This window comes from Bradyrhizobium sp. URHD0069 (genome assembly GCF_000701345.1).
In the GTDB taxonomy this organism is placed as follows: Bacteria; Pseudomonadota; Alphaproteobacteria; order Rhizobiales; family Xanthobacteraceae; genus Bradyrhizobium.
In genome coordinates, this window is the sequence record NZ_KL370775.1 from 1 (window position 1) to 23525 (window position 23525).

The window sequence follows — 23525 nt, forward strand, 5'->3', positions numbered from 1 at the left end:
AATTTGGGTGACCGCTTCGGCGTAAAGATCACCCTTGCTCTCAAAGTAACTATAGAAACTTCCCCGGGTGAGCCCGGCATCAGCCATAACGTCGTCGATTGACACAGTATCGAACCCACGGCGATTGAAGAGTCGCCAGGCGCTCCGAACAATTTTCTGTTTGGTTAGGCGGCGGTGGTCAGCAGGATACGACATCGAACCTCTCTCTCGCGCGACAAGCTGGTGTTTCGATCTTGAAAGCCACAAGCAAGCAGTAGGATCGCTTGGGAGCGCTTTTACAAACTGCGGTACCGTCGCAACCGTTCCACCGCAAGCCGGTCACGGCTTCTCTTACGCAGTAAACTCTTCGTTCCCGCACCGAAAACTAAAATTCAATTTAGTAGTGTCGGCGGATTGGCGGACCTACACAAGCTTCACGGGGCGTTCTAGTGAATCCTAGTGGAGCTCCCCCATGTCAAACACCTCGGTAAAAGTCGCCGTCCTCTTCGTGCTCTTGGCCTTGCCTGCCTCTTCATTTGGGCGCGGCGGAGGCTCGGCTGGAATGGGACATTCAGGAGGGGTAGGAGGGGCCCGGTCAAACGCTGCTCGGTGTCTGGCATAGGTTCAATCGCCGCGTCGATCTTGAGAACCATGTCCGTGGCCTTCTCAAGAACCTCGGTCTAGTGATCGGCCGCGCCACGTTCAATGTCTTCGCCGTGCGAGCCGAGGAGTTGATCGAGGGCCGTCCTGAGTTGGTGGCTGCGATCAGGCCGCTGCTCGAAGCCCGCAATGCCGTCGAGCAGCAGGTCAGCGACCTCGACCGCAAGGTTATGAAGTTGGCTCGTCGTGATGCGCAGGTCCCAGCGGTTCATGACCATACCTGGGGTGGGCTCGATTACCGCGCTTGCATTCAAGGCAGCGATTGACGATCCGGCACGGTTCGCGCGATCGAGAAGTGTGGGTATGTCGGATTAACGAGCAGACGGTACGCTTCAGGCGAGATCGACTGGAGTGGTCGCATCTCGAAGTGTGGTGATGCCATGCTTATCACGCAACGCCACCGCGGCTGTGGCCATTGATACGTTGCTTCAGAAGAGCGGACGGCGTGAACACGATTACGCGACGCGGAGAATTCGGCATCTCGGTGCCGGTCTTCGGATTGCGGCCGATACGCTGACCTTTTTTGATTTTTCTTGTCATAGCTCTGTTTCCTTTCAGTTTCAGAATCGCCGATCACCCTGCGCACGGCGTAAGTACCATTGATCGGCCCTTGGTTGTTGAACGTCGGCGGGAATGATGGGGTGTGAGTTGAGGTGGTGGCTCACCTGAGAGAGCTAGGGTTTCGCGGTTCGCCAGTTCTCCAGGTGAGCCCCTTAAGATTTCGAAAGTCGCGCCCGCAACTTCCGAATAGGATCACCACTCAGTAGGTGCAGGTGTAGGGCAAGTCGTATGACGTGTAATACGGACAGCTGCCGTAGTCGTAATAGCCGCCGAAACCACGTCTTCCATTGCCATAGTGATCTCGGCCCATGCCCGCCGTGCGAGCTCCGCCGAAGCCAGCCATGTGACCTCCGCCAAAGCCACCAACATGACCTCCGCCGAAGCCACCCATAGAACCTGCGCTGAAGCCGCCACCGCCCCCGTGTCCTCCCCCGCCGCCGCCGCCGCCACCACCACCGCCTCCGCCACCGTGAGCCTGCGCACCCGTCGCAAGCAGTGACCCGGCCAACAAGGCGGTAGCCAATACCATCATCGTTCTTCGTCCAGTCATGACACTTTCCTTTCAATGGCCAGAGCCATTAGTGATCATTTCTCGCCCAGGCCTCATATGGTCGCCCGGCTCCCAATCGCTAACGGGAAATTTCGAAGGCATTAATCGGAGCAGCCGATTGCGCCCGGTTAGCACACAGGCATCGCCACAATGGATGCCGACCTGGCACGCTGCTCAGCGCGCTGCCAGTGCTTCAATGTCATGGTCGGGCGCAAAGGCTCTCTTGGTACCGGTCAGACACACTCGGATAAGATTTCCGAGCATCCTGAATTCGGCGCCGCGCGAAGTTGTCGGCCGCCAGGCCAGGACCAGGGTGCGGAACGGCTTGTCTGGAAAGAGCGGGCGAATCACAACATTGCGAGTTGAAGCGAGCTCCGAATCCACCGCGATCTGGGGCATTAGTGTAATGCCAAGTCCTGCGGCCACCATCTGGACAAGCGTTCGCAGGCTAGTCGCCTGGAAGATTTCATTGCGAACCGGATCCACGATCCGACATGCCTGCAGCGAATGGCTGCGCAGGCAATGCCCGTCCTCGATCAGCAGCAGTTGCTCACGCGCCAAGTCATGACGGTTTACCACTTTGTGATGGCGAAGAGGATGGTTGCTCGGCATCGCTACGACGATTGGATCTTCCGTGATTTCCATCGCCTCGACATCACCAAGTTCGTAGGGAATGGCCACCAGCAAAATGTCGAGCTCTCCTCCAGCGAGCTTGTCCAGCAAGACTGGACTCGGAGCCTCCCGCACGTACAGCTTGAGCTTCGGCTGCGCAGTGCCCAGATGCGACAGCAGCGAGGGCAGGACATAGGGCCCGACTGTCGGGATTATCCCGAACCGCAGCGGCCCGGACAATGGCTCCTGCGCGTTGCGAGCCAACCCGACCAGTTCCTCGGCGTCGACCAGCAGGCGCCGGGCGCGCGTCGCGATCTCTTTCCCCAAGGGCGTCAGCATCACGTGGCGATGGCTGCGCTCAAACAGCGTGACGCCCAGCCGTGCCTCGAGCTCCTTGATCCCTCCGCTCAGCGTCGATTGCGTGACCGCGCAACTTTCCGCAGCACGGCCGAAATGGCATTGCTCGGCCAGCGCGCACAGAAAGCGGAGTTGTTGAAGACTGGGCAGGATCACCATCGGGATGTCCAATGAAGCTGTGCGTTTTTATCCATTGGACCAATGGCCAGGAATGGCGGACCTTCCGCAGACAGGAGATATGAGCCGGTAGATGAACTTTCCATGGTCGGTTGCACATAATCGATCGCTTGCGAACATCTCACCATTCGGTGAAGCACCATGAACTACCGCCAACATTTCGCATCCGCCATCGAGTCAGTTCGCGGTGAGGGCCGACGGTGTGGAGGCCGCAGTGTCGCCCAACACTCAAGCGTGATGAGCATGGTGCTCGTTTTCTTCCTACATCGAAAACGACACGAAAGACCAATCTTGCAGGCAGTGCGGTCATCGTGTTGCCGGGATCTCGATTACTCGTGAACAGGAATGACACTTCATGGCCAAACGCCCCACCCTCACCACCATCACCGGCATGCCGGTTGCCGACAACCAGAACAGCATCACGGCGGGCCCGCGCGGCCCGGTGCTGATGCAAGATTTCTTTTTGTTCGAGAAGCTTGCCCACCAGAACCGCGAGCGCATTCCCGAACGCGGCCAGCACGCCAAGGGCTCAGGCGCGTATGGCACGCTGACCATAACTCATGACATCATGAAATACACAAAGGCTAAGGTGTTGCAGAAGGGCAAAAAGACCGAAGCTTTCCTGCGCTTTTCGACGGTCGCCGGTGAGCGCGGGGCCGCCGATGCCGAGCGCGACGTCCGCGGCTTCGCGCTACGCTTCTATACCGAAGAAGGCAACTGGGACATGGTCGGCAACAACACGCCGATATTCTTCGTGCGCGACGCGCTGAAGTTCCCTGACTTCATCCACACCCAGAAGCGGCACCCGAGAACCAACATGCGGTCGCCGACCGCGATGTGGGATTTCTGGTCGCTGTCGCCAGAGAGCCTGCACCAGGTCACCATTCTAATGTCAGACCGCGGCCTGCCGCAGAGCTATCGCAATATCGACGGCTTCGGCTCGCATACCTACTCGTTCATCAACGCCAACAACGAGCGGCACTGGGTAAAATTCCACTTCAAAACCATGCAGGGTATCAAGAACTGGACCAATGCCGAAGCCGCCGAGAAGGTCGCGCATGACCGCGAGACCCACCAGCGTGACCTGTTCGAGTCGATCGAGCGCGGCGATTTCCCGAAGTGGAAGTTCTCGGTGCAGATCATGCCGGAGAGCGATGTCGGCAAGCACTGGTACAACCCCTTCGACCTTACGAAAGTATGGCCGCACAAGGATTACCCGCTGATTGAGGTCGGCGTGCTCGAGCTCAACCGCAATCCGGAGAATTATTTCGCCGAAGTCGAGCAGGCCGCGCTCTCGCCCGCAAACATTGTGCCCGGCATCAGCCATTCGCCAGACAAGATGCTGCAGGCGCGCATCTTCGCCTACGCCGATGCGCACCGCTACCGCGTAGGCGTCAATGCTGATCAGCTTCCTGTCAACAAGCCGCGCTGCCCCGTGCACACTTACAACGCCGATGGTGCCATGCGGCTCGCAGGCAACCCGAATCCTGATGCCTATTACGAGCCGAACTCGTTCAACGGCCCCGTGCAGGACGAACGCTTCCGCGAGCCGCCGCTGAAAATCTCGGGCGATGCCGACCGCTACAATCACCGCGACGGCAACGACGACTATCGTCAGCCGGGCGACTTGTTCCGGCTAATGACGGCCCACCATAAGCAGCAGCTCTTCCATAACTACAAGGCAGCGATGGAAGGTGTGCCGGTCGAGATCGTCAAACGGCAGATCGTCCACTGCTACAGGGCCGATCCCGAATACGGCACTGGCGTCGCCAAGGCGATGGGCATCAATTTCACGCCGCAGATGATCGCCGCGGAGTAACCGCCGCTCGCTTCGGCGACCGGCGGCCGCTCCTCCCGCGCCGCCGGCTACCCCTAAACAATTCAATGCGAGCGGCGCACGCTCGTCTCTGGAGATCAACAATGTCTAACCGGATTGCACCCAAGCTCCTTGCGGAGTTCATCGGCACCTTCTCGTTCGTGTTCATCGGCGCCGGCGCCGCGGCCGTGGTCGGCGACGGTGTCGGCCTGCCCGGCATCGCCGCGGTTGCCTTCGCCCATGGCTTGGCCATCATGGCCTTCGCCTTTGCCTACGGCCCCGTGTCGGGCGGGCATATGAACCCCGCCGTCACGGTCGGCGTGCTCGCCGCCGGCGCGATGCGCGCCGGCGACGCGGTCGGCTATATCATCAGTCAGCTCATTGGCGGTGTCGCTGGCGCGCTCTTCTTGCGGGTCGTACTGGGAGGCGCGGAAACCGGCCTCGGCACGCCTGCGCTCGCGCACAACCTCGCTCTCGGCGCGACGACCCTCACGATCACGCCTGCTGCCGGCTTCATGATCGAGGCCGTGCTCGCCTTTTTCCTGGTGACGGTCGTACTCAGCACTGCGGTTGCGGGCCGCGCGGGCAATCTCGCCCCGCTTGCGATCGGAATGACGCTGACCCTCAACATCATCATGGGTGGGGCCCTCACGGGCGCACCATTCAATCCCGCGCGGGCGCTTGGCCCGATGGTCGCGACCGGCAATTTCAACGATGCCTGGCTGTACGTGATAGCCCCGCTCGTTGGCGCCATCGTCGCTGCCCTCTTGCACACGGGCCTCGCTCACCTCGCCCAAGAGGGGACGGCGTCGGCCGGGCCTGGCAGCGCCGCCCAGACGCCCGCTGAATGAGTCCCATTCGCGACTCATGCTTCAAGCTCAGAGCGAAATGGCGCTGCTGCCGATCGGCAGCGGCGCGGTCAGCAGTCGTGACGCGAACTCGGAGTAGCAGGGTTGGCCGGTCAGCCAAGCCTGCTACTCGCGTAGCGAGGTAATCGGTCGACGCGCGCGATCCGTACGCACCTTGCATTTTGCAGATGAAATCTCCCTGTTAACGGCTAAAGATTCCCTGTTCATCGAAATATTTTCCCTGTTAGCTTGAGTAGGGAATTGTTCGAAAAATCCATGCAGCACAGTGGTTTCGTGCAACGAAATTGGCGTCTGAGAGACCAAAATCACAAAATTCCCTGTAAAATTCCCTGTTTGCAGGGAATTTAGCCTGGAGACGGGTGCGATCAGCACTGCGTCGCCAGCCAGACAGTCCAGCAACTGGATGCCAAATTCAAACAATCTTAGCGCGAATTCATCGATAGTCTCCGGCTGATATTCGAAATATTCCCGTTTTGGGGAGACTTCGATAGGAGACCGGGGTTCGATCTGCACTGCGTGGCCCGGGTCGGACGGCAATTCGTGGAAGTTTTCGGCGGTACCTCGCGCGGCAGTATCTATGGAATGCGCACGTTCACAACGGGCGAGCGATGTCGCGCAGCGAGTTTCAGCTTTTGATCTGGACGTATCCATTGAAGACAGAACACGCAATCTAACGTGCAACCGGCGATCCAATTGTGGTCGTCACAGGGAAGTTAAATTTTTGTTAAGTTCACCTGCTTAGGTCGCCTAAGTCGGAGGCACCCCTGTTTTCGGCGAACGTTTGGTTTGTCCAGCCATCCCCGACAGGAAGATCAACTCGCCTCTCTAGCTCGCCGCCTGCCTCACGCCATTCAATTCATCGACGCGAAAACATGAGTTTTCGCGAACAGCTTTCTGTGCTCTTTTTTTAGGAGAATTTCCATGGGTCCCGGTTCCATCGCCTTCACTGGCTTCAACGTCCTGCCGAACACAGTGTCGCAATTCAATTTTGTCGCGTTGGAAGGCATCACCGCCGGGACGACAATTGCCTTCACCGACAACAATTGGAATGGCTCGGCGTTCACGACGAACGAAGCCACTTGGACCTGGACGGCGACCAGCGACGTTGCTGCCGGCACCATCGTCACACTCAACGACCTGATCCCCGGCAATTTTGGCGGCACGGCGCACCCGGCCAGCAATCTCGGCACGGTAGCTTATTTCGGCACCCAGCCTGTCCAGCAATATCAGTTCGCGGGCGAAACTCTTTATGCCTATACCGGCGACGCGGCGAATCCGACGTTCCTAACGGCTTTCGCCACCGGAAACCTGACCGGCAGCGAGTTGACCAATACCAGCCTCGTCGAAGGCGTGAACGCGGTCTCTTTGAATAACACTGTCGAGGGGATCTTCTATCCAATGATCTCCGTCTATGACGGTCCGACCTCCGGCTTCAGTTCCTTCGCCGATTATCTGGCGGCGCTACACCAGTCTGACAACTGGACCGGCCAGCGCGCCTATCCCGATGCCGGCAACGACGGCACGCATCCCGACCTGCCGCTGCCGACCGATCCACTCACCGTTGATCCGACGGTGCAGACCATCGGCTTTGCGCCCGATTCGGTTCGTGTCTCGGTCACGGAGGGGCAGGCCGGCGAGAGCACCATCCTGACTTTCACAGTCGTGCGCTCGGGTTCGACCGAAGGTGCGATCGACTTTTCCGGCTCGCTGCTTGCCGGTGCCGGCATTGACGCCGCTGACTTCGGCGGCACGCTGCCGACCTTCTCCGGCATGATCGCGGCCGGCGCGACATCTGCCGTTGTGACGATCACGGTCTCCGGGGACATTCGCTATGAGAGCAACGAGACATTCGACATCGTTCTTGAGGGTGGATCGAATCCCGGCCACGAGGTCGTCGTCGGCGGAAGCGATACCGCGCATGCGACGATCACCAATACCGATCAGCCCCAAACCGTAAATTTTGCGGCAGCGTCCCAGAATCTTCAGATGACCGAAGGCAATGCCGGCGAATTGACGTTGACCTTCACCGTCGAGCGGACGGGCGGAACGCTGGGCGAAACGACCTTTACAGTCGTCGCTCCGGCGGGCGGCAGCACCGCCAATGGCGATGATTTCGGCGGCGTTTTCCCCTTCACCGGGACGATCCCGGATGGCCAAAGCTCGGCAACGTTTACGCTTACGATCAACGGCGACGTCCGCGCCGAGCTGACCGAGCAACTCCGTCTGCAAATCACATCCGTCGGCAACGAACCGGTCGGCGCGATCATCGGTAACGGTGGATACGCATCCGCAACCGTGACGATCACGAATGACGACCCTGCCTTCACCGGCAACGTCATTGGCGCTGGCGAGATCGTTGAGACTCCAATTACCGTGGCGGGCGGCGGTCAGTTCACGGTGGAAGCGGGGCAAGCTCGATGTCCCCGGCAACCAGATTGCGCTGCAGTGGAGCGGCGCGAACAGCCATCTCGTGGTTGAGAATGCCGGGCTGATCAAAGCCGACGGAACAGCGATCCACAGCACCTCTGATGCGAGCGGTTCCCTCACCATCAACAACCTTGAAGGCGGCAAAATCGAAGGGACGGTCAGCACTGGGAAGTTGTACATGGGATCTTCGGTCACGCTCAACAATGCCGGCACGATCGAAGCGCGTGGCTCGGTCATCGCCTTTGCCAACGCCGCCGACAACGGCGCGTCGGTCCTTCATCAACAATCTTGAAGGCGGCATCATTCAGCAGACCGGCGGTGGCGATTCGGTCATGCTGTATCTTGACACCAAGCGTGTCGGCGGCGCGATCGTCGTCAACAATTCCGGCCTGATAATGATGGAGGAAGGACACGTCGGCGGCGGCGATGTGATGGACTTTGACGAGAAGCTCGATGGTGTGGTCAACAACTATGCCACCGGTCATATCGAAGGCTCGCGCCATGCCGTCACCGGCGAGCGCGCCATCACCGTCTACAACGAAGGCACCATGATCGGCCGCAATGGTTCGGCGGTAAACATGGACACCTCCGGAACGGAGGTGGTTACCGTTGTCAATCGCGGACGGATGGAGGGTCGTTCGGCCGATCTCACCGACAGCGATGGCGACGCCATCGACGTCGATTCTCTGCTGACCCTGGACAATTACGGTTTCATCGGCGGCATGGGCCATGAGGGCTATCACAACGGCGAGCCGAACGTCTCCGAAGGCCTTGCGATCGGCGGCGGCACGATCCGCAATCATGCCGGTGGTGAGATCTACGGCTACGGCCGCGGCATTCAGGTCGACAATTCCAGCAACGGAAACGCCTGGGCTGCGACCACCATCATCAATGCGGGACTGATCCGCGGTGACGGGCACCAGCCGGAAGGCGTCGATCCGGACGATTTGGCCGGCTTCGACCTGCGCGGCAATGAAGCGATCAATCTGATCAACGACTTGAACGATTCCCTGACCAACACCGGTACCATCATCGGTGGTGTGTCGATGGGTCGGGGCAACGACCTCCTCGTCAACAAGGGTACGATGACCGCGACCGGCGGTTCGGCAGCAAACCTTGGCGATGGCAACGACACGTTCGAATTCCATGTCGGCTCGAATGTCACCGGCCTGATCGATGGCGGCGCGGGCAACGACACCCTCAAGCTGATGGGCGCCGGTTTCGGTTCGCTCGGTGCCAATGCGAACTTCGAAAAGCTCGATGTTCAAAGCGGTATGTGGACGCTGCAGAGCGATGCGTATGACGCCGTGAATATTGCGCCTGGCGCGACGGTAACGTCGCAGGTCAAGCTTGCCGATCAGGGCGAGATGAATGTTGCCATGGGTGGCATTGTGCTGGTCACCAATGGCAGCGATGCAGTGGTGGCGGAAGGTGCTGCCGATATCGAGAATGCCGGTCTGATCCAGGCGCTCGGCATGCAGGGCGCGAGCTTTGCGAAGGCGATCGTCACCAATGGCGGCACGATCCACAACAAGGCCGGCGGCACGATCCTGGCCATGGGTGCGACCATCGTCTCGGGAGCGTCCGCCGTTGCCGGCGCCGACATCGTCAACGAAGGTATGATCCAGAGCCTTTCGGGTCAGGCCATCGCGCTTGTTGGCGATCAAGATGACTCAGTTGCCAACAAGGGCATGATCAACGGCAGCGTCGATCTGGGCGCCGGCGACGACACGCTGAGCATTCACACCGGCTCCAGCATCACGGGTGCGGTGAACGGCGGCGAAGGCGCTGACACCGTCAAGCTGGTCGGAACGACTCCGACGACCGTCGGCAGCTTCAACAGCACAGGTCTCTCAAGCTTTGAAAAGCTGGTGGTCGCCGAAGGCACTTGGTCGGTCCTGAACAGTAGCGTTTACTCCGACATCACGATTGAGGACGGTGCGACAGTGACGTCCGGCATCATTCTCGACAATACCGATCACCTGGTTGTCGAGGCCGGCGGCAAGCTCGACGTTACGGACAATGCCATCTCCTGGGAAGGCTTCGGCGAAAACAGCAACGTCGTGGTCGACAATGCCGGGCTGATCGAATCGGACTTCCGTGTTTTCAATACGCAGGGAGGTCAGAGCGGCGACTTCACCTTCAATAACCTTGAAGGCGGCATCGTGCGCGGCTCGTTCAGTCCGCGTCAGGAAGTGCGGCCGGAATCGGTGATCACTTTTAACAATGCCGGCCGGATGGAATATTCCGAGCGCATTTTCGAGCTCAAGGAACTTGTGAAAGACGGCGCTCATGTCGTCATCAACAACCAGGCAACGGGCGTGATCGAGCAAGTTGGCGGTGATGGCGAAGAGGACGTGATGGTCCTCGACGACAACACGGTGGTCAACAACTGGGGCGTCATCAAGTCTCAGCAAGGTTCGGTCGGTGGCGGCGACGCGCTCAACTTCGACAGCGGGCGCGATAGCTCGGTTCACAACTATGCCGGTGGCCTGATCGAAGGCTCCCGTCATGCGGTGACCGGCAAGCAGGACTTCACCATTGTCAACGAAGGCACGATGATCGGCCGCAACGGTTCGGCGGTGAACTTCGACACAAACGCCAACGAACTGGTCAAGATCACCAACCGCGGCACGATGGAAGGCCGCTCAGCCGGACTGTCCGACTCGGATGGCGATGCCATCGATGTCGACGGTCTGGTATATGTCATGAACTACGGCCGCATCGCCGGCCTGGGGGCTAACGGCTATCACGATGGCGAGCCGAATGTGTCCGAAGGCATCGCGATTGGTGGCGGCACTATCTTGAACTATGGCACGAACGCCGAGATCTATGGCTACGGCCGCGCCATCCAGGTCGATGACTCCAGCAACGGCGGTGCGTTGGGAACGACCTTCATCAACAATGAGGGCCTGATCAAGGGCGATGGTCATGGTCCGGAGGGCGTCGATCCCGAGGATGCAGCGCAGTTCGACCTGCGCGGCAACGAGGCGGTCAATCTTGTTGGCGATTACGCCGATGAGATCATCAACGGCAGCACCGGCCGGTTCGTCGGCGGTGTGTCGATGGGAGGCGGAGACGACCATCTGCAAAGCCTGGGCTCGTTCACCGCGACTGGCGGCTCGGCGATCGATATGGGCGCCGGCAACGACACGGTGTACCTGTACACCGGCGCGACGGTGCAAGGTACGATCCTGCTCGGCACCGGTGATGATCTGTTGCTCTCGACCGCTGACAGCGGCTTCGTGATCGATGCCGGCGACAGCGACGACCAGATGTATATCTCGGGCTACACCGGCGGCAACGACACCCTCGGCGGCGGCGCCGGCAACGACGTGATCTACGCCGGTCTCGGCAACGACCAGATCGACGGCGGCGCCGACAACGATACGCTGAGCGGCGAGGACGGCAACGATCTGATCAAAGGTGGGGCCGGCGACGATACTACCCTCGGCGGTCGCGGCAATGACACATTCCTCTACAATCCGGGCAATGGCGGATCGATCGTCGGAGACGGTTCTGACATCATTGATGGCGGCGAAGACATTGATACGCTGAAGATCAGCCGTCTGGCATCTGAGCAGAATACCTACACCATCGCCGCAGCCGGCAACGGCTTCTCGGTTTCCGTCGACAACTTCTCCGGCGGCGCGCCTGAGGCCTTGCTGTCGGTCACCAATGTCGAGAAGGTGGACGTCGAGTTGAAGGGCAATGAGTGGTTGGTGCTCCGCGACAACCTGACCGGTCTTGCGCAGGTGACTGTCACGGGCAACGACGAAAGCCAGACGCTGTTCACGGCGGGCCTTGGTTCGGCAACGGCAGTGATCGCCAGCCTCGGTGGTGGTAACGACGGCTTCTATGCCGGCCAGGCTCCGGCCGCGGCAACTGTCGATGGCGGCGAAGGCGTCGATACCATCAGCTACTCGATCACAGGCAGCCCGGTCACGATCGATCTCGGAGCCGGCACGGTGGTGCGCGGCAACGTGACCGACATCGTCAGCAATTTCGAAAACGCAACCGGAAGCCAGGGCAACGACACCCTGATCGGCAGCAGCGCGGTCAACGTGCTTCAAGGCGATGCGGGTAACGACCGCATCATTGCCGGCGCTGGCGACACTGTCGCAGGCGGCACCGGTGATGACGTGATCGAAATTGCGATCGCGACCGGCGCTCCGGCGTCGATTGATGGCGGCGAAGGCAACGACACCGTGAAGCTGCTTGGCAGTGGAACGGGTGCTCTCGGTGCGACGAGCAACGTCGAAAACCTCCTGGTGCAGAGCGGCACCTGGTCTGTTGCGGCCAGCGACTATGCCTCGGTCACGATCGAGGATGGTGCCACGGTGACGAGCACGATCGCTCTCAACAAGGACGACACGCTGACTGTTGAACATGGCGGCAAGCTCATCAGCGCGACCGCCATGACCTGGGCTGGCGGCGGCGGCGTTGTCGTCGAAAATTCCGGTTTGATAGAAACATCGAGCCGCGTGTTTAACACCACAACGGGCGCGACCGGCTCCTTCACCTTCAACAACGACGCTGATGGCGTGGTTCGGGGGTCACTCAGCCCGCAGCAGCGGGCGGCAGCAGACGCAGCTGTCACGATCAATAACGCTGGCATCATGGAGGCCAGCGGCCGTGTTATCGACTTCCAGAACCTCGTGTCTGGCGGCGCGGATGCCACGATCAACAATCTTGCCGGCGGCGTCATCCGCCAGACCGGCAGCGACACCGATGTGATCCGTCCGGGCCAGAACACCACCGTTAACAACTGGGGCACGATTACCACGGCTCCGGGCTTTGTCGGCGGCGGCGACTTGATCGACTTCCAGAGCAGTACCGGTGGCAAGGTCAACAACCATGTCGGCGGCTGGATGGAAGGCTCGCGCCATGTTGTGACCGGTGACAACGCCATTACCGTTGTGAACGAAGGCACGATGATCGGCCGCAACGGCTCTGCGGTGAATATCGACAATGGCGGAACCGAAGCTGAAAAGGTGTTCGTCACCAACCGTGGTACCATGGAAGGCCGTTCGGCCGCACTGCTCGACTCCGACGGCGACGCCGTGGATGTCGACGGTTTGGCGCAGATCCTGAACTACGGTCGCATCGCCGGCATGGGTGCCAACGGTAGGCATGACGATGAGCCGAACGTGTCCGAAGGCATCGCGATCGGCGGTGGCACTATCTTGAACTACGGTGCGAACGCTGAGATTTATGGCTACGGTCGCGCCATCCAGGTCGACAATTCCAGCAACAGCAATGCGCTGGGCGAGACCTTCATCAACAACGACGGCCTGATCAAGGGCGACGGCCATGGTCCCGAAGGCGTGACCCTTACGCCCGCGGAGGTCGCCAAGTTCGACCTGCGCGGCAATGAGGCGATCAACCTTGTCGGAAACTACGACGATGAGATCATCAACGGCAGCACTGGCCGGATCGTCGGTGGTGTGTCGATGGGCGGCGGAAACGACCACCTGCAAAGCCTGGGTTCGTTCATAGCGACCGGCGGTTCGGCGATCGACATGGGTGCCGGCAACGACACGGTGTACTTCTATGCGGGCACCACAGTGCAAGGCACGGTCTTGCTCGGCACCGGTGATGACCTCGTGCTCTCGACCGCTGACAGCGGTTTCGTGATCGATGCGGGCGACGGCGACGACCAGATGTACATCTCGGGCTACACCGGCGGCGACGACATCCTTAGCGGTGGCGCTGGCAATGACCGCATCTACAGCGGACTGGGCGAGGACCGTATCGACGGTGGGGCTGATAACGACAGCCTCTACGGCGAAGCCGGCGACGACCTGATTTTCGGCGGCTCCGGCAACGATATCGTCGATGGCGGCGCCGATGACGACGTCATCTTCGGCGATGCCGGCAACGACACGCTGATGGGTGGTCTCGGCAACGACGTGATCAAGGGTGGTGCCGACAATGACACCTTCGTTGTGCAGGCTACGGGTGACGGCCGTGACAGCTATGACGGCGGTGATGGCATCGATACCCTAGATTACAGCGCGCTGAATCTGGCGGTGAACCTGACTCTCAAGGATGGCGTCACCACCTATCAGACCGACACGATCGAAAACATCGAGAATGTCATCGGCGGTTCGGCGGCCGACAAGCTGACCGGCAACTCGCTCGACAATGTGCTCACCGGTAATGCTGGCGACGACACGCTGAAGGGCGGGGCGGGTAATGACATCCTTAACGGCGGCGGAGGCCTCGACAGCTTGGACGGCGGCGCCGACAACGACCTACTGTTCGGCGGTCTGAACAACGACATTTTGAAAGGTGCGGCCGGGAACGATCATCTCGATGGCGGTGACGGCTGTGACGATCTCGACGGCGGTGCCGACAACGATGTCTTGCTCGGTGGTGCCGGAAACGACGTGCTGAAGGGTGGTGCGGGCAACGACGTCATTACCGGGAATGCGGGTAACGACACCCTGACCGGCGGTGCTGGCAACGATCAATTCGTGTTCGGCAGCATAGCCGACGGTATCGACACCATCACCGACTTCAAGATGTCGGGCGCTTCCGAAAACCGTTTCGTGATATCGGCCTCGACGTTCCAGAACTTCACTGGCGACGATGCCTTCGATCTGGTCGGCTCGGGTTACCTGCGGGCGTTGTTCGGCAACGGCACGACGCAAATCCAGATCGACGTTGATGGCGGCGGGGACTCGTTCGTCACAATGGCGATGCTGACCGGCAACATGAGCAACGGTGTGCTGGCCGACCACGTCGTCATCCATCAAGACCCGGTCGCTTAAGCATTCTTATGACATTATAGCCGGCTGCGCATCCTCCGCAGCCGGTGACTATGAACCGATTGAATGGCTAAAAATAGCACGGCAGTTTTGCGTGGCGCTGAGGGCTGAGCGGGCACAGGGATTTTATTTTCCACCATCATTCACGACATCAGCCCGCCGTCATCACCGTGTCTCGTTCAGATCGTTGATCGTCATCACGGACGTTCAGGTACATGGCGATCAAAGTAATGATCTTTCGAAATACTCTCATTCGCTCGGCTTTCACCGGATTGCTGATTATTGGCGTTTTGACCTTTGTATTGAATATGCTGGCGCTGGTGCTGCCGGTCTACATGCTTCAGATGTATGACCGGGTATTGCCATCATCGAGTTTCGCAACGCTGGCCTATCTGACGCTGATTGCTGTCGCGATTCTGGGAGTTCTGGGCGCAATCGAGGGTATACGCCAAGTTGTCGTCCAAAGGGTCGGTGCCAGGCTGGAAGTCGATGTCGGTCAGCGGTTGCTGGCGGCGTCGCTGGCCGGTTCTGCGCAAGGGCACGATGCTGCAAGTCTTTTGCGCGATCTCGGTCAGGCGCGTTCCTTCCTGTCCAGTCCGGTTTTCTCGGCCCTGCTCGATGCACCGTTCGCTCCGCTTTTTCTGCTGATTGTCTTCATGATTCACCCCATGCTGGGCGGGCTTGTCCTGCTGGGCATAGGCGTATTGCTCGTCGTTACTCTGATGAACCAATGGGCGCTCAGCCGTCCGCAGCAACGAAGCAGCGACGGTGCTGCGATCGCGGGTCATCTCGTCATGGCGTTCACGCGAAATGGAGAAGCCATGCGGGCCATGGGCATGTCGGGGAATGCCATCGGCATCTGGGGCGATGTCACCGCCAATGCGTTGAATGCACAGGATAGAGCAACCCGGGCAAACGCAGTATTTTCGGGATTTTCCCGCTTCATTCGCCTTGTCGTGCAATTGGGCATTCTCGGGCTCGGCGCCTATCTGGTGTTGAAGCAGGAAATCACCGCCGGCATGATTTTCGCGACATCGCTTGTTTCTGCCCGTGCGTTGGGGCCGATCGACAACCTTATCGCAGGATGGAAAGGGCTACTGCAAACGATCATCAGCCTGCGAGAGATCAATCGAGCGTTGAACGACGTGAAGGACGACGGCCACAAGCTGCCTCTGCCTGCACCCCTGGGACAGCTGTCATTCGAGAAAGTCATTTATGTGCCGCCCGGTGCGGCGGAGCCGACCATCAAGGGAATCTCGTTGCCGGTGAAAGCGGGCGAAGCGATCTGCATCGTCGGCCCTTCCGGTGCAGGAAAGTCGACCATGGCCAAGCTCGCATCGGGAGCATTGAAGCCATCGCATGGTACTGTTCGTCTGGACGGTTCGGATTTCCAGAACTGGGATGCTGGCGAACGAGGTCGTCATACGGGCTATCTGCCCCAAGATGTCGAACTGCTTCCCGGCACCATTGCGCAGAATATCGCCCGTCTCGATCCCCGTGCTTCACCTGATGAGGTTGTAGCCGCTGCTGAACTCGCAGGCGTCATTGAACTGGTGAAAAAACTTCCCAATGGGTTTGACACGCGGGTCGGTCCCGGCGGGATGCCTCTCTCCGGCGGGCAGCGACAACGCATAGCGCTCGCACGCGCCGTGTTCAGAATGCCGCGTCTTGTTGTTCTCGACGAACCGAACTCTCACCTTGATGCGGAAGGCGAGACTGCGCTGAATAGTACCATCGTTAAGCTCAAAGCTGCCGGCTCTACCGTTATCGTGATTTCGCAGCGCTCGGGCGTCCTTCAATCTGTCGATCAGATATTGTTTATGCGCGATGGACAAATCGCCGCCTCTCAAAGCCGGGAGGAAGCGCTTGCGCATCTGATACCGGGACAGCGCGCGAGTGAAATGGTGCCGCGCGCCGCAGTCGGCGCGTGACAAGGACGACGTCAATGGAAAATGCCACGATCCCGCCTGCCAACGATGATTGGGCAAAAAGGGTCAAGACATCGCTGCGCGGGCCGGTGCTTGCGGCGTTGATGATTATTGGCGTTGGGCTTGGCGGATTTTTGGTCTGGGCGTCGACCGCGAAACTTTCCGGCGCTGTGGTTGCGAGCGGGAACGTTGCCGCCAATGGCGAAAATCAGACCATCCAACATCTTGAAGGAGGGATCGTTAAAGAGATCATGGTCAAGGACGGCGAATCTGTTGTCGCCGGCCAACCTTTGATCGCGCTCGATCCGACTTTGGTGGAAGCCAACTTGAATCGCGCGCTAAAGACAATCGTCGTCCTGCGTGCCGATGAAGCGCGGCTGCAGGCTGAATTGTCGGGCCGCGAGACGTTCGATCTGCCGCCGGAACTCACCGACGACGCACTCGATCCTGCATTGAAGAGCTTTATCCAATCCAAGAAATCGGAATTCGAGCTGCGAACGTTGCGCTATCGTAACGAAGTCAGCATTCTGCATCAGCGTCTCGGCGGGCTACATGAGGAGATCATGGGCACGGACGCACAGCGCGTCGCGGTCCGGAAGCAGATGTCCCTGATCCGCGAAGAACTCAAGGATCTCGAATATCTGCTCCAGAAAGGGTTGGCACGTCAGGATCGCGTGTTTGCCATGCAGCGGTCTGACGCAGATCTGGAGGGCAAGGACGGGGCGCTGCTAGCCTCGATCGGAAAGGCCAAGCAAACGATCGCCGAAATCCAGCAACAGATCGAAAAGCTTGGTCACGATCGCAGGACCGAAGCGGGAACCAAGCTGTCGGATACCCGTACGCGCATTGCCGATACAATGGAGCAGGTGATCGCTTACAAGAGCATTCTCTCCCGCATCATTGTACGCGCTCCTGTCGATGGCGCCGTCGTGCGTATGAATGTCAATACCGTCGGAGCCGTCATTTCTCCCGGGCAGGCTGTTTTGGAACTGCTTCCCCGCAATGCAGAACTTGTCGTAGAAGCGCGTCTGCAACCGACAGATATCGACGCAGTTCATGTCGGACGCGAAGCCAATGTTCGTCTTGCGGCGCTTAATCAGCGGACCACACCGGTCGTGCCTTCGCATGTACTGTTCGTTTCGGCTGACAAGCTGACTGATCGGCAGACCCAGCAGCCGTATTACCGTGTCCGGCTAAGTCTTGATCTTGAAAAGCTGACGCCCCGGGATCGTGCATTGCTGGCGCCGGGTATGCCGGCCGAGGCTTTTATCGCAACATCGGAGCGCACCATGATGCGGTATCTGTTCCGTCCGATAGAGGACAGTTTCGCCAAAGCGCTTCGCGAAGAATAACTCAAGTTACATGGTCGAGCCCTGTGGCCAACTGCGCAATATATTCATACGCTTGCGAAGTCTCTGCACACCTGAACGTCCATACCCGAGCCTGACGAAATCGCCAGGCTCTTTTTGGCTATGTCCAACGCGGTGCAGTTTGCTGAGCGGCTGGCAGGGATGCCCATAGTACTTTCCTGTTTCCAGCGAGAGATTTCCTGTTTCTCGGGATGGCTTCCCTGTCAAGGATTTCGGGGGCAAGAAATGCCAGTCGAAGCTCGTTCCCGACTACCTTTTATTGAACTTCAGTGTCTTGGGCTTCGGGCGCAATCGCCGAGCCGCTTCAGGGTCGTTCGTCGAAGCTACACCGGCGAGATATGAACTTGGCGAAGAGTAGATCGTGTTTTACTGATGATGCATGGCGCCTCATCCGTTGTCCCGCATTGTCGGTCAATTCAAGCGAGAGCATTCGCGAACTGGATCATTGATTATCACCTTCTACGGTGACGCGATCCTTTCCGCGCGGTGGATCGGTATGGCTAGGCACGTTGATGACCTTTCTGGAAACGCTTCAGATCGATAGCGGCGTGGTGCGGACCGCCGTATCACGTCTTGCCACCGATGGTTGGCTCGACCGCGACAAGGTCGGTCGCAATAGCTTCTACAAGTTGGCCGCGAGCGGCCGCGAGCGATTCGAGTCGGGCGTGGCACATGTATACAATCCGCAATCGCCGGATTGGGCGGGGCGCCTTGAACTTGTGTTGATCAGTAATGGTGCAGACCGCGACGCGTCACGGGCCGCGTTGAACGAGGCAGGTTTCGGAAACCCGATGCCGGGCGTTTGGGTGGCGCCATCGGGCGTTGCGCTGCCTTCGGTGGCGGCTGGCGCGATCCGATTGGAGGTCTCGGCTGACAATGAAATGGGGCGACGCCTGATCGGGGAATCCTGGCCGCTGCCGCGTATCGCGGATTCATATCGGGTTTTTCTGAAACTGTTTGCGCCGCTCGATAACTGGGTCGCGGGCTCCGACACCCTGCCTCCAGCGGATGCGATGCTGGTGCGTGTTCTTTTGATCGATCAGTATCGCCGTGTCCTGCTGCGCGATCCTCTGCTTCCGCCTGAGCTGTTGCCTGCGGACTGGCCAGCCGCAGAGGCCAGAGCGCTTTGCGGGCGCATCTATCGGGCGCTGCTCCCGGAAGCCGAACAATGGCTGGACCTGCATGGTCAAAGCGCCGCTGGAAAACTGCCGCCAGCCGGCAAGGAACTCGCGAGAAGGTTCGCCGAACGGTAGCTCGATATGTTACAAAAATGTCTTGCATATGGATATTTTTGTTATATGTTTGAGAAAACCGACCGGAGGAAGAGGCATGTATACGCAAGCCCTAAATGCGCCGCAGGCTGACGATCGGCATTTGGAAGACGCTGGCAAATCCGCCCGTTTCGAAGAGCGTGTCGCCAACGAGGAGCGTATCGAGCCCAATGACTGGATGCCCGCGGCCTATCGCAAGACGCTGACGCGGCAGATCTCGCAACATGCGCATTCCGAAATCGTCGGCATGCTTCCGGAAGGTAACTGGATCACCCGCGCGCCGACGCTGCGCCGCAAGGCGGCTCTGCTGGCGAAGGTGCAGGACGAATGCGGGCATGGTCTCTATCTGTATGCAGCCGCTGAAACACTCGGTACCTCGCGAGAGGAGCTGATTGATCAGATGCTGAGCGGCAAGGCCAAGTATTCGTCCATCTTCAATTACCCGACGCTGACCTGGGCTGATATCGGCGCGATCGGATGGTTGGTGGATGGTGCCGCCATCATGAACCAGATTCCGCTGTGCCGGTGTTCTTACGGTCCCTATGCGCGCGCCATGATCCGCGTCTGCAAGGAGGAGTCGTTCCATCAACGCCAGGGTTATGAGATCATGGTGACGCTGTCGCACGGCTCGATCGAACAGAAAGCGATGGCTCAGAGCGCGCTGGATCGCTGGTGGTGGCAATGCCTGATGATGTTTGGTCCGCCTGATGGCGAGAGCCAGCACAGCGATCAATCCACGCGCTGGAAGATCAAGCGTTTTTCCAACGACGAATTGCGCCAGAAGTTCGTCGATGCCACCGTTCCCCAGGCGGAATACCTCGGCCTCAAGGTCCCGGATGCGGACTTGAAGTGGAACGAAGCGACTGGTCATTGGGACTACGGCGTCATCGACTGGAAGGAATTCCAGGACGTGCTGTCAGGCAATGGTCCCTGCAATCGTGATCGCCTCGCCGCGCGCCGCAAGGCGCATGATGAAGGCGCGTGGGTGCGTGAAGCCGCCGTAGCTTACGAGGAGAAGCAGCGGGCGCGTCGCGCGACCGCTGCGGCTTGAGAAGAATTTCAGGGAGCTGATCATGAGCACGCCGAACATCCAGCTTTGGGAAGTTTTCATCCGCAGCCGCAACGGGCTCGCACACAAGCATGTCGGGTCGCTTCACGCCGCCGATGCGGTGCTGGCGATCCAGGCCGCCCGCGACATCTACACGCGTCGTGGCGAAGGGCTGTCGATCTGGATCGTTCCTTCAGACGCGATTATCGCCTCGGATCCCGCGGAAAAAGATATGATGTTCGAACCCGCGATGTCAAAGATCTACCGTCATCCGACGTTTTACGATGTGCCGGATGAAGTCGGACATATGTAAGTGAGCTGCGCGCGACTTTTGTCGCGCAAGCATCACGCCTAGCAACAAGAGCTACGCTTGCCAACAGGATCGCCAGCCATGGCCGCAGCTTCCATCTCGGTCGTCGAGAGTCCTCTCGTACTCTATGCGCTGCGTCGCGCCGACGATGCGCTGATCCTGGGGCACCGTCTGTCCGAGTGGTGCGGTCACGCGCCGATGATGGAAGAGGACATGGCGCTCGCCAATATGGGCCTCGATCTGATAGGCCAGGCGCGCGAGCTCTATAGCTACGCTGCTAAGGTCGAAGACGCCGGCAACGACGAAGACGGCTACGCCTATCTGCGTGATGTCCGTCAGTACCGTAATTTGTTGTTGGTCGAACAGCCGAACGGCGACTTTGCCCGCACCATCGTTCGGCAGTTCCTGTACTCGGCCTTCGCCGATTTATACTGGCAGGCCATGATGAATTCGAGGGATGCCACGCTGGCAGCGATCGCCGCGAAATCGGAAAAGGAAAGCGCATATCACCTCAGGCATTCCTCCGAATGGGTGATCCGACTCGGCGACGGCACGGCAGAGAGCCATCGGCGCGCGCAAGCCGCAGTTGACGATCTCTGGGCGTTTACAGGTGAGCTTTTTTACACCGATGAAAGCGATCGTGGTCTCATCGCAGATCAGCTTGTCGTCGATCCGGAGAGCCTGCGCACCGGCTGGATTGAAATCGTCAAGGAAGTTCTGCAGACGGCGACGCTGGATTGCCCCACCAAAGGTTGGATGCAGAAGGGCGGCCGCTACGGGAATCATAGTGAACATCTGGGGCATCTTCTCAGCGAGCTGCAGTCGTTGCAGCGCTCGTTCCCGGGCGCAAAATGGTAACAGCCGGCACCAACGATAGCGCGTTGCGCGAACTCGCCTGGGCCGCGGCGGCGCAGGTGGTAGATCCGGAAATTCCGGTTCTAACCATCGCCGATCTCGGCGTGCTGCGCGAGGTCTCGGTAGTTGACGGACAGGTCGAGGTCGCGATTACGCCGACCTACTCTGGATGCCCGGCCATGAACATGATCGCGCTGGAGATTGAGTTGGCGCTCGCGCGTGAGGGGATGCCGAATTCGAAGGTCAGAACGGTGTTATCGCCAGCCTGGACGACGGACTGGATGAGCGACGAAGGTCGCCGAAAGCTCAAGGACTATGGCGTGGCACCTCCGCAGACCGGCGGCGGCCGTCGCGCGTTGTTCGGCGAACAGCAGGTCGCTTGCCCGCAATGTGGTTCGACCAATACCGAAGTACTGTCCGAATTTGGCTCAACGTCGTGCAAGGCGCTCTGGCGCTGCATCGCGTGCAGTGAGCCGTTCGATTATTTCAAATGTCATTAGGACGACCGGCCGATGTCTCTCACACCAAAATTCCATCGTCTCGCGGTTGATGATCTGCGTCGGGAAACCTCCGACACGGTGTCGATGACATTTGCAATTCCTGAAGACCTCGCAGGGGACTACGCGTTTGCTCCCGGTCAGTATCTGACACTGCGGACCATGATGGATGGCGAAGAGGTGCGCCGATCATATTCGATCTGCTCAAGCCCCGATGACCACGAGCTGCGCATTGCCGTGAAGAAAGTCGACGGTGGTGCGTTCTCCAGCTGGGCGCTGGACCAACTCAAATCGGGTGACGAACTGGATGTCATGACGCCGACCGGACGTTTTGGCGTCGCTCACGCGCCGGAGCAGGCCCGCATCCATGTCGGCTTTGCCGCCGGCTCCGGTATCACGCCGATCATGTCGATCATCCGCGGTATTCTCGCGCGTGAGCCGAAGAGCTGCTTCTTTCTGTTTTATGGCAATCGGACCCCGTCCGGCATTCTGTTTCGGCAGGCGCTGGAGGAACTGAAAGACCGATTCATGGGCCGTTTATCGGTGTTTCACGTACTCTCGCAAGAAGAACAGGACCTGCCAATCCTGTACGGCAGGCTGGATAGCGACAAGGTCTCGATCCTTCTACGCGCGATGGTGCCGGCGCAGGCCGTCGATCACGTCTTTATCTGCGGTCCGGTGGCGATGAGCGAGGAGATCGCCGCGACCTGCATCGAGCTCGGCGTGGTTGCCGATCATGTTCACGTTGAGCGTTTCGTCTCGGGCCTCGGCGGCAAGCCGCGGCCGAAGCCGATCGTGGCGCCGGAGACGCCGCCCAAGGCAATCGCAGCCCTCATCGTCGATGGCAAGCGCAAGGACGTGCCGCTGGTGGATGGTGAATCCGTCCTCGACGCGGCGCTTCGCGCGGGCATGGACCTGCCTTATGCCTGCAAGGGCGGAATGTGCAGCACGTGCCGCGCCAAGGTCATCGAGGGCGAGGCCCGGATGGATGTCAATTATTCGCTGGAGCCATGGGAGCTGAAAGCGGGCTTCGTGCTCACCTGTCAGGCCCATCCGGTGTCGGACCGCATCACTATCGACTACGATCAGGTTTGATCATTTGCCGTCGCGCATCAAGGCATAGGCGGTTTGCGCCGACGCGATCGGTCTTGCATCGCTCTGCGTCGTAATTGGCACGCTGCCGAAAGCCATGGTGCGGCCGAGCCCGACGACACGCGCCTCTGCAAGCAGATCGGAACGCATCGCCGGCTTGAGAAAGTGGATGGTCAGAGTCTATCCGAAAATCGCATACGCAGAATAGCGCCGTTGGCGTCGATGCTCTCGATGGACAGATCGAGATCCTGGACCCATGGGGCGAAGACGGTCCGTAGCAGGTTGGTGGCAGCGGATTCGCCGAATGTCGTCATCGCGGAGCATCCTGCAATCAGTGTGAAGCAACTATCCAACCGTTACGGGCAATGATGTG

17 protein-coding genes and 4 pseudogenes are annotated in these 23525 nt (G+C 59.5%); 14 read left to right on the forward strand and 7 right to left on the reverse strand.

Annotated elements, in window-relative coordinates; genetic code table 11:
- Together N554_RS43260 and N554_RS40605 are read right to left on the reverse strand one after the other, a co-directional pair.
- On the reverse strand, positions 1-195 hold a 195-nt coding region (locus N554_RS43260; protein WP_029586916.1), incomplete at its 3' end, for a TetR/AcrR family transcriptional regulator.
- Between the two features lie 464 nt (positions 196-659).
- Positions 660-851, reverse strand: a complete 192-nt coding sequence (locus N554_RS40605; RefSeq protein WP_156042207.1) for a hypothetical protein — start codon at positions 849-851, stop codon at positions 660-662.
- Between N554_RS40605 and N554_RS43265 the strand changes: the two are divergent.
- A pseudogene (locus tag N554_RS43265) lies at positions 838-1016 on the forward strand (transposase); the annotation flags it as partial. The gene N554_RS40605 and the pseudogene N554_RS43265 sit on opposite strands and share 14 nt — an antisense overlap.
- 10 nt (positions 1017-1026) lie before the next feature.
- On the opposite strand, the pseudogene N554_RS39225 reads toward N554_RS43265, so the two are convergent.
- The 3 genes and pseudogenes from N554_RS39225 to N554_RS0130630 form a co-directional block, all read right to left on the reverse strand.
- Positions 1027-1164 (reverse strand): annotated as a pseudogene (locus N554_RS39225) (HU family DNA-binding protein); the annotation flags it as partial.
- A 235-nt stretch (positions 1165-1399) separates the two neighbouring features.
- Positions 1400-1750, reverse strand: a complete 351-nt coding sequence (locus N554_RS41360; RefSeq protein WP_197033812.1) for a hypothetical protein — start codon at positions 1748-1750, stop codon at positions 1400-1402.
- 174 nt (positions 1751-1924) lie between these two features.
- Positions 1925-2878 (reverse strand): hydrogen peroxide-inducible genes activator, encoded by a 954-nt coding sequence (locus N554_RS0130630; protein WP_081851511.1) that lies wholly within the window; start codon positions 2876-2878, stop codon positions 1925-1927.
- Between the two features lie 373 nt (positions 2879-3251).
- On the opposite strand from N554_RS0130630, the gene N554_RS0130635 reads away from it, so the two are divergent.
- The gene (locus N554_RS0130635) at positions 3252-4715 is read left to right on the forward strand and encodes a catalase (RefSeq protein ID WP_029586920.1); all 1464 of its coding nucleotides are present in this window, start codon (positions 3252-3254) and stop codon (positions 4713-4715) included.
- Positions 4716-4816: 101 nt separating this feature from the next.
- Entirely contained in the window at positions 4817-5563 is a 747-nt protein-coding gene (locus N554_RS0130640) for an MIP/aquaporin family protein (RefSeq protein WP_051677806.1), read from the forward strand.
- Between the two features lie 123 nt (positions 5564-5686).
- Here the strand turns inward: N554_RS0130640 and N554_RS0130650 are convergent, their stop codons facing one another.
- Complete coding sequence (locus N554_RS0130650) at positions 5687-6232, reverse strand: hypothetical protein (protein WP_156042208.1); 546 nt, start codon at positions 6230-6232, stop codon at positions 5687-5689.
- 270 nt (positions 6233-6502) lie between these two features.
- Between N554_RS0130650 and N554_RS0130655 the strand changes: the two genes are divergently transcribed.
- The 11 genes and pseudogenes from N554_RS0130655 to paaE all read left to right on the forward strand — a co-directional run bounded on the left by N554_RS0130655 (position 6503) and on the right by paaE (position 23155).
- Positions 6503-8059 carry a Calx-beta domain-containing protein gene (locus tag N554_RS0130655; protein ID WP_029586923.1) on the forward strand — a complete coding sequence of 519 codons (1557 nt, stop codon included), beginning with the start codon at positions 6503-6505 and terminating at the stop codon, positions 8057-8059.
- Positions 8052-8300 carry a hypothetical protein gene (locus N554_RS41365; RefSeq protein WP_029586924.1) on the forward strand — a complete coding sequence of 83 codons (249 nt, stop codon included), beginning with the start codon at positions 8052-8054 and terminating at the stop codon, positions 8298-8300. The genes N554_RS0130655 and N554_RS41365 overlap by 8 nt, the downstream gene beginning before the upstream one ends.
- 40 nt (positions 8301-8340) lie before the next feature.
- Positions 8341-14784, forward strand: a complete 6444-nt coding sequence (locus N554_RS42515; protein WP_245283764.1) for a beta strand repeat-containing protein — start codon at positions 8341-8343, stop codon at positions 14782-14784.
- Positions 14785-15053: 269 nt separating this feature from the next.
- Positions 15054-16712, forward strand: coding sequence for a type I secretion system permease/ATPase (locus tag N554_RS0130670; protein WP_197033813.1), 1659 nt, complete (start codon positions 15054-15056; stop codon positions 16710-16712).
- Between the two features lie 14 nt (positions 16713-16726).
- Complete coding sequence (locus tag N554_RS0130675; protein ID WP_029586927.1) at positions 16727-18061, forward strand: HlyD family type I secretion periplasmic adaptor subunit; 1335 nt, start codon at positions 16727-16729, stop codon at positions 18059-18061.
- 397 nt (positions 18062-18458) lie between these two features.
- A pseudogene (paaX, locus tag N554_RS36820) lies at positions 18459-19332 on the forward strand (phenylacetic acid degradation operon negative regulatory protein PaaX).
- A gap of 76 nt (positions 19333-19408) precedes the next feature.
- Positions 19409-20401 carry a 1,2-phenylacetyl-CoA epoxidase subunit PaaA gene (paaA, locus tag N554_RS0130685; protein ID WP_029586928.1) on the forward strand — a complete coding sequence of 331 codons (993 nt, stop codon included), beginning with the start codon at positions 19409-19411 and terminating at the stop codon, positions 20399-20401.
- A 22-nt stretch (positions 20402-20423) separates the two neighbouring features.
- Positions 20424-20711 (forward strand): 1,2-phenylacetyl-CoA epoxidase subunit PaaB, encoded by a 288-nt coding sequence (gene paaB, locus N554_RS0130690; RefSeq protein ID WP_029586929.1) that lies wholly within the window; start codon positions 20424-20426, stop codon positions 20709-20711.
- A 78-nt stretch (positions 20712-20789) separates the two neighbouring features.
- A complete protein-coding gene (paaC, locus tag N554_RS0130695; protein WP_029586930.1) occupies positions 20790-21566 on the forward strand; it encodes a 1,2-phenylacetyl-CoA epoxidase subunit PaaC in 777 nt (258 codons plus the stop codon).
- A complete protein-coding gene (gene paaD, locus N554_RS0130700; protein ID WP_029586931.1) occupies positions 21560-22063 on the forward strand; it encodes a 1,2-phenylacetyl-CoA epoxidase subunit PaaD in 504 nt (167 codons plus the stop codon). Before paaC ends, paaD begins: the two co-directional genes overlap by 7 nt.
- A 12-nt stretch (positions 22064-22075) precedes the next feature.
- Positions 22076-23155 (forward strand): 1,2-phenylacetyl-CoA epoxidase subunit PaaE, encoded by a 1080-nt coding sequence (gene paaE / locus N554_RS0130705; protein WP_029586932.1) that lies wholly within the window; start codon positions 22076-22078, stop codon positions 23153-23155.
- Here paaE and N554_RS39230 read toward each other — a convergent pair.
- Positions 23156-23466: pseudogene (locus N554_RS39230) on the reverse strand (PaaI family thioesterase).
- Positions 23467-23525 lie beyond the last annotated feature (59 nt).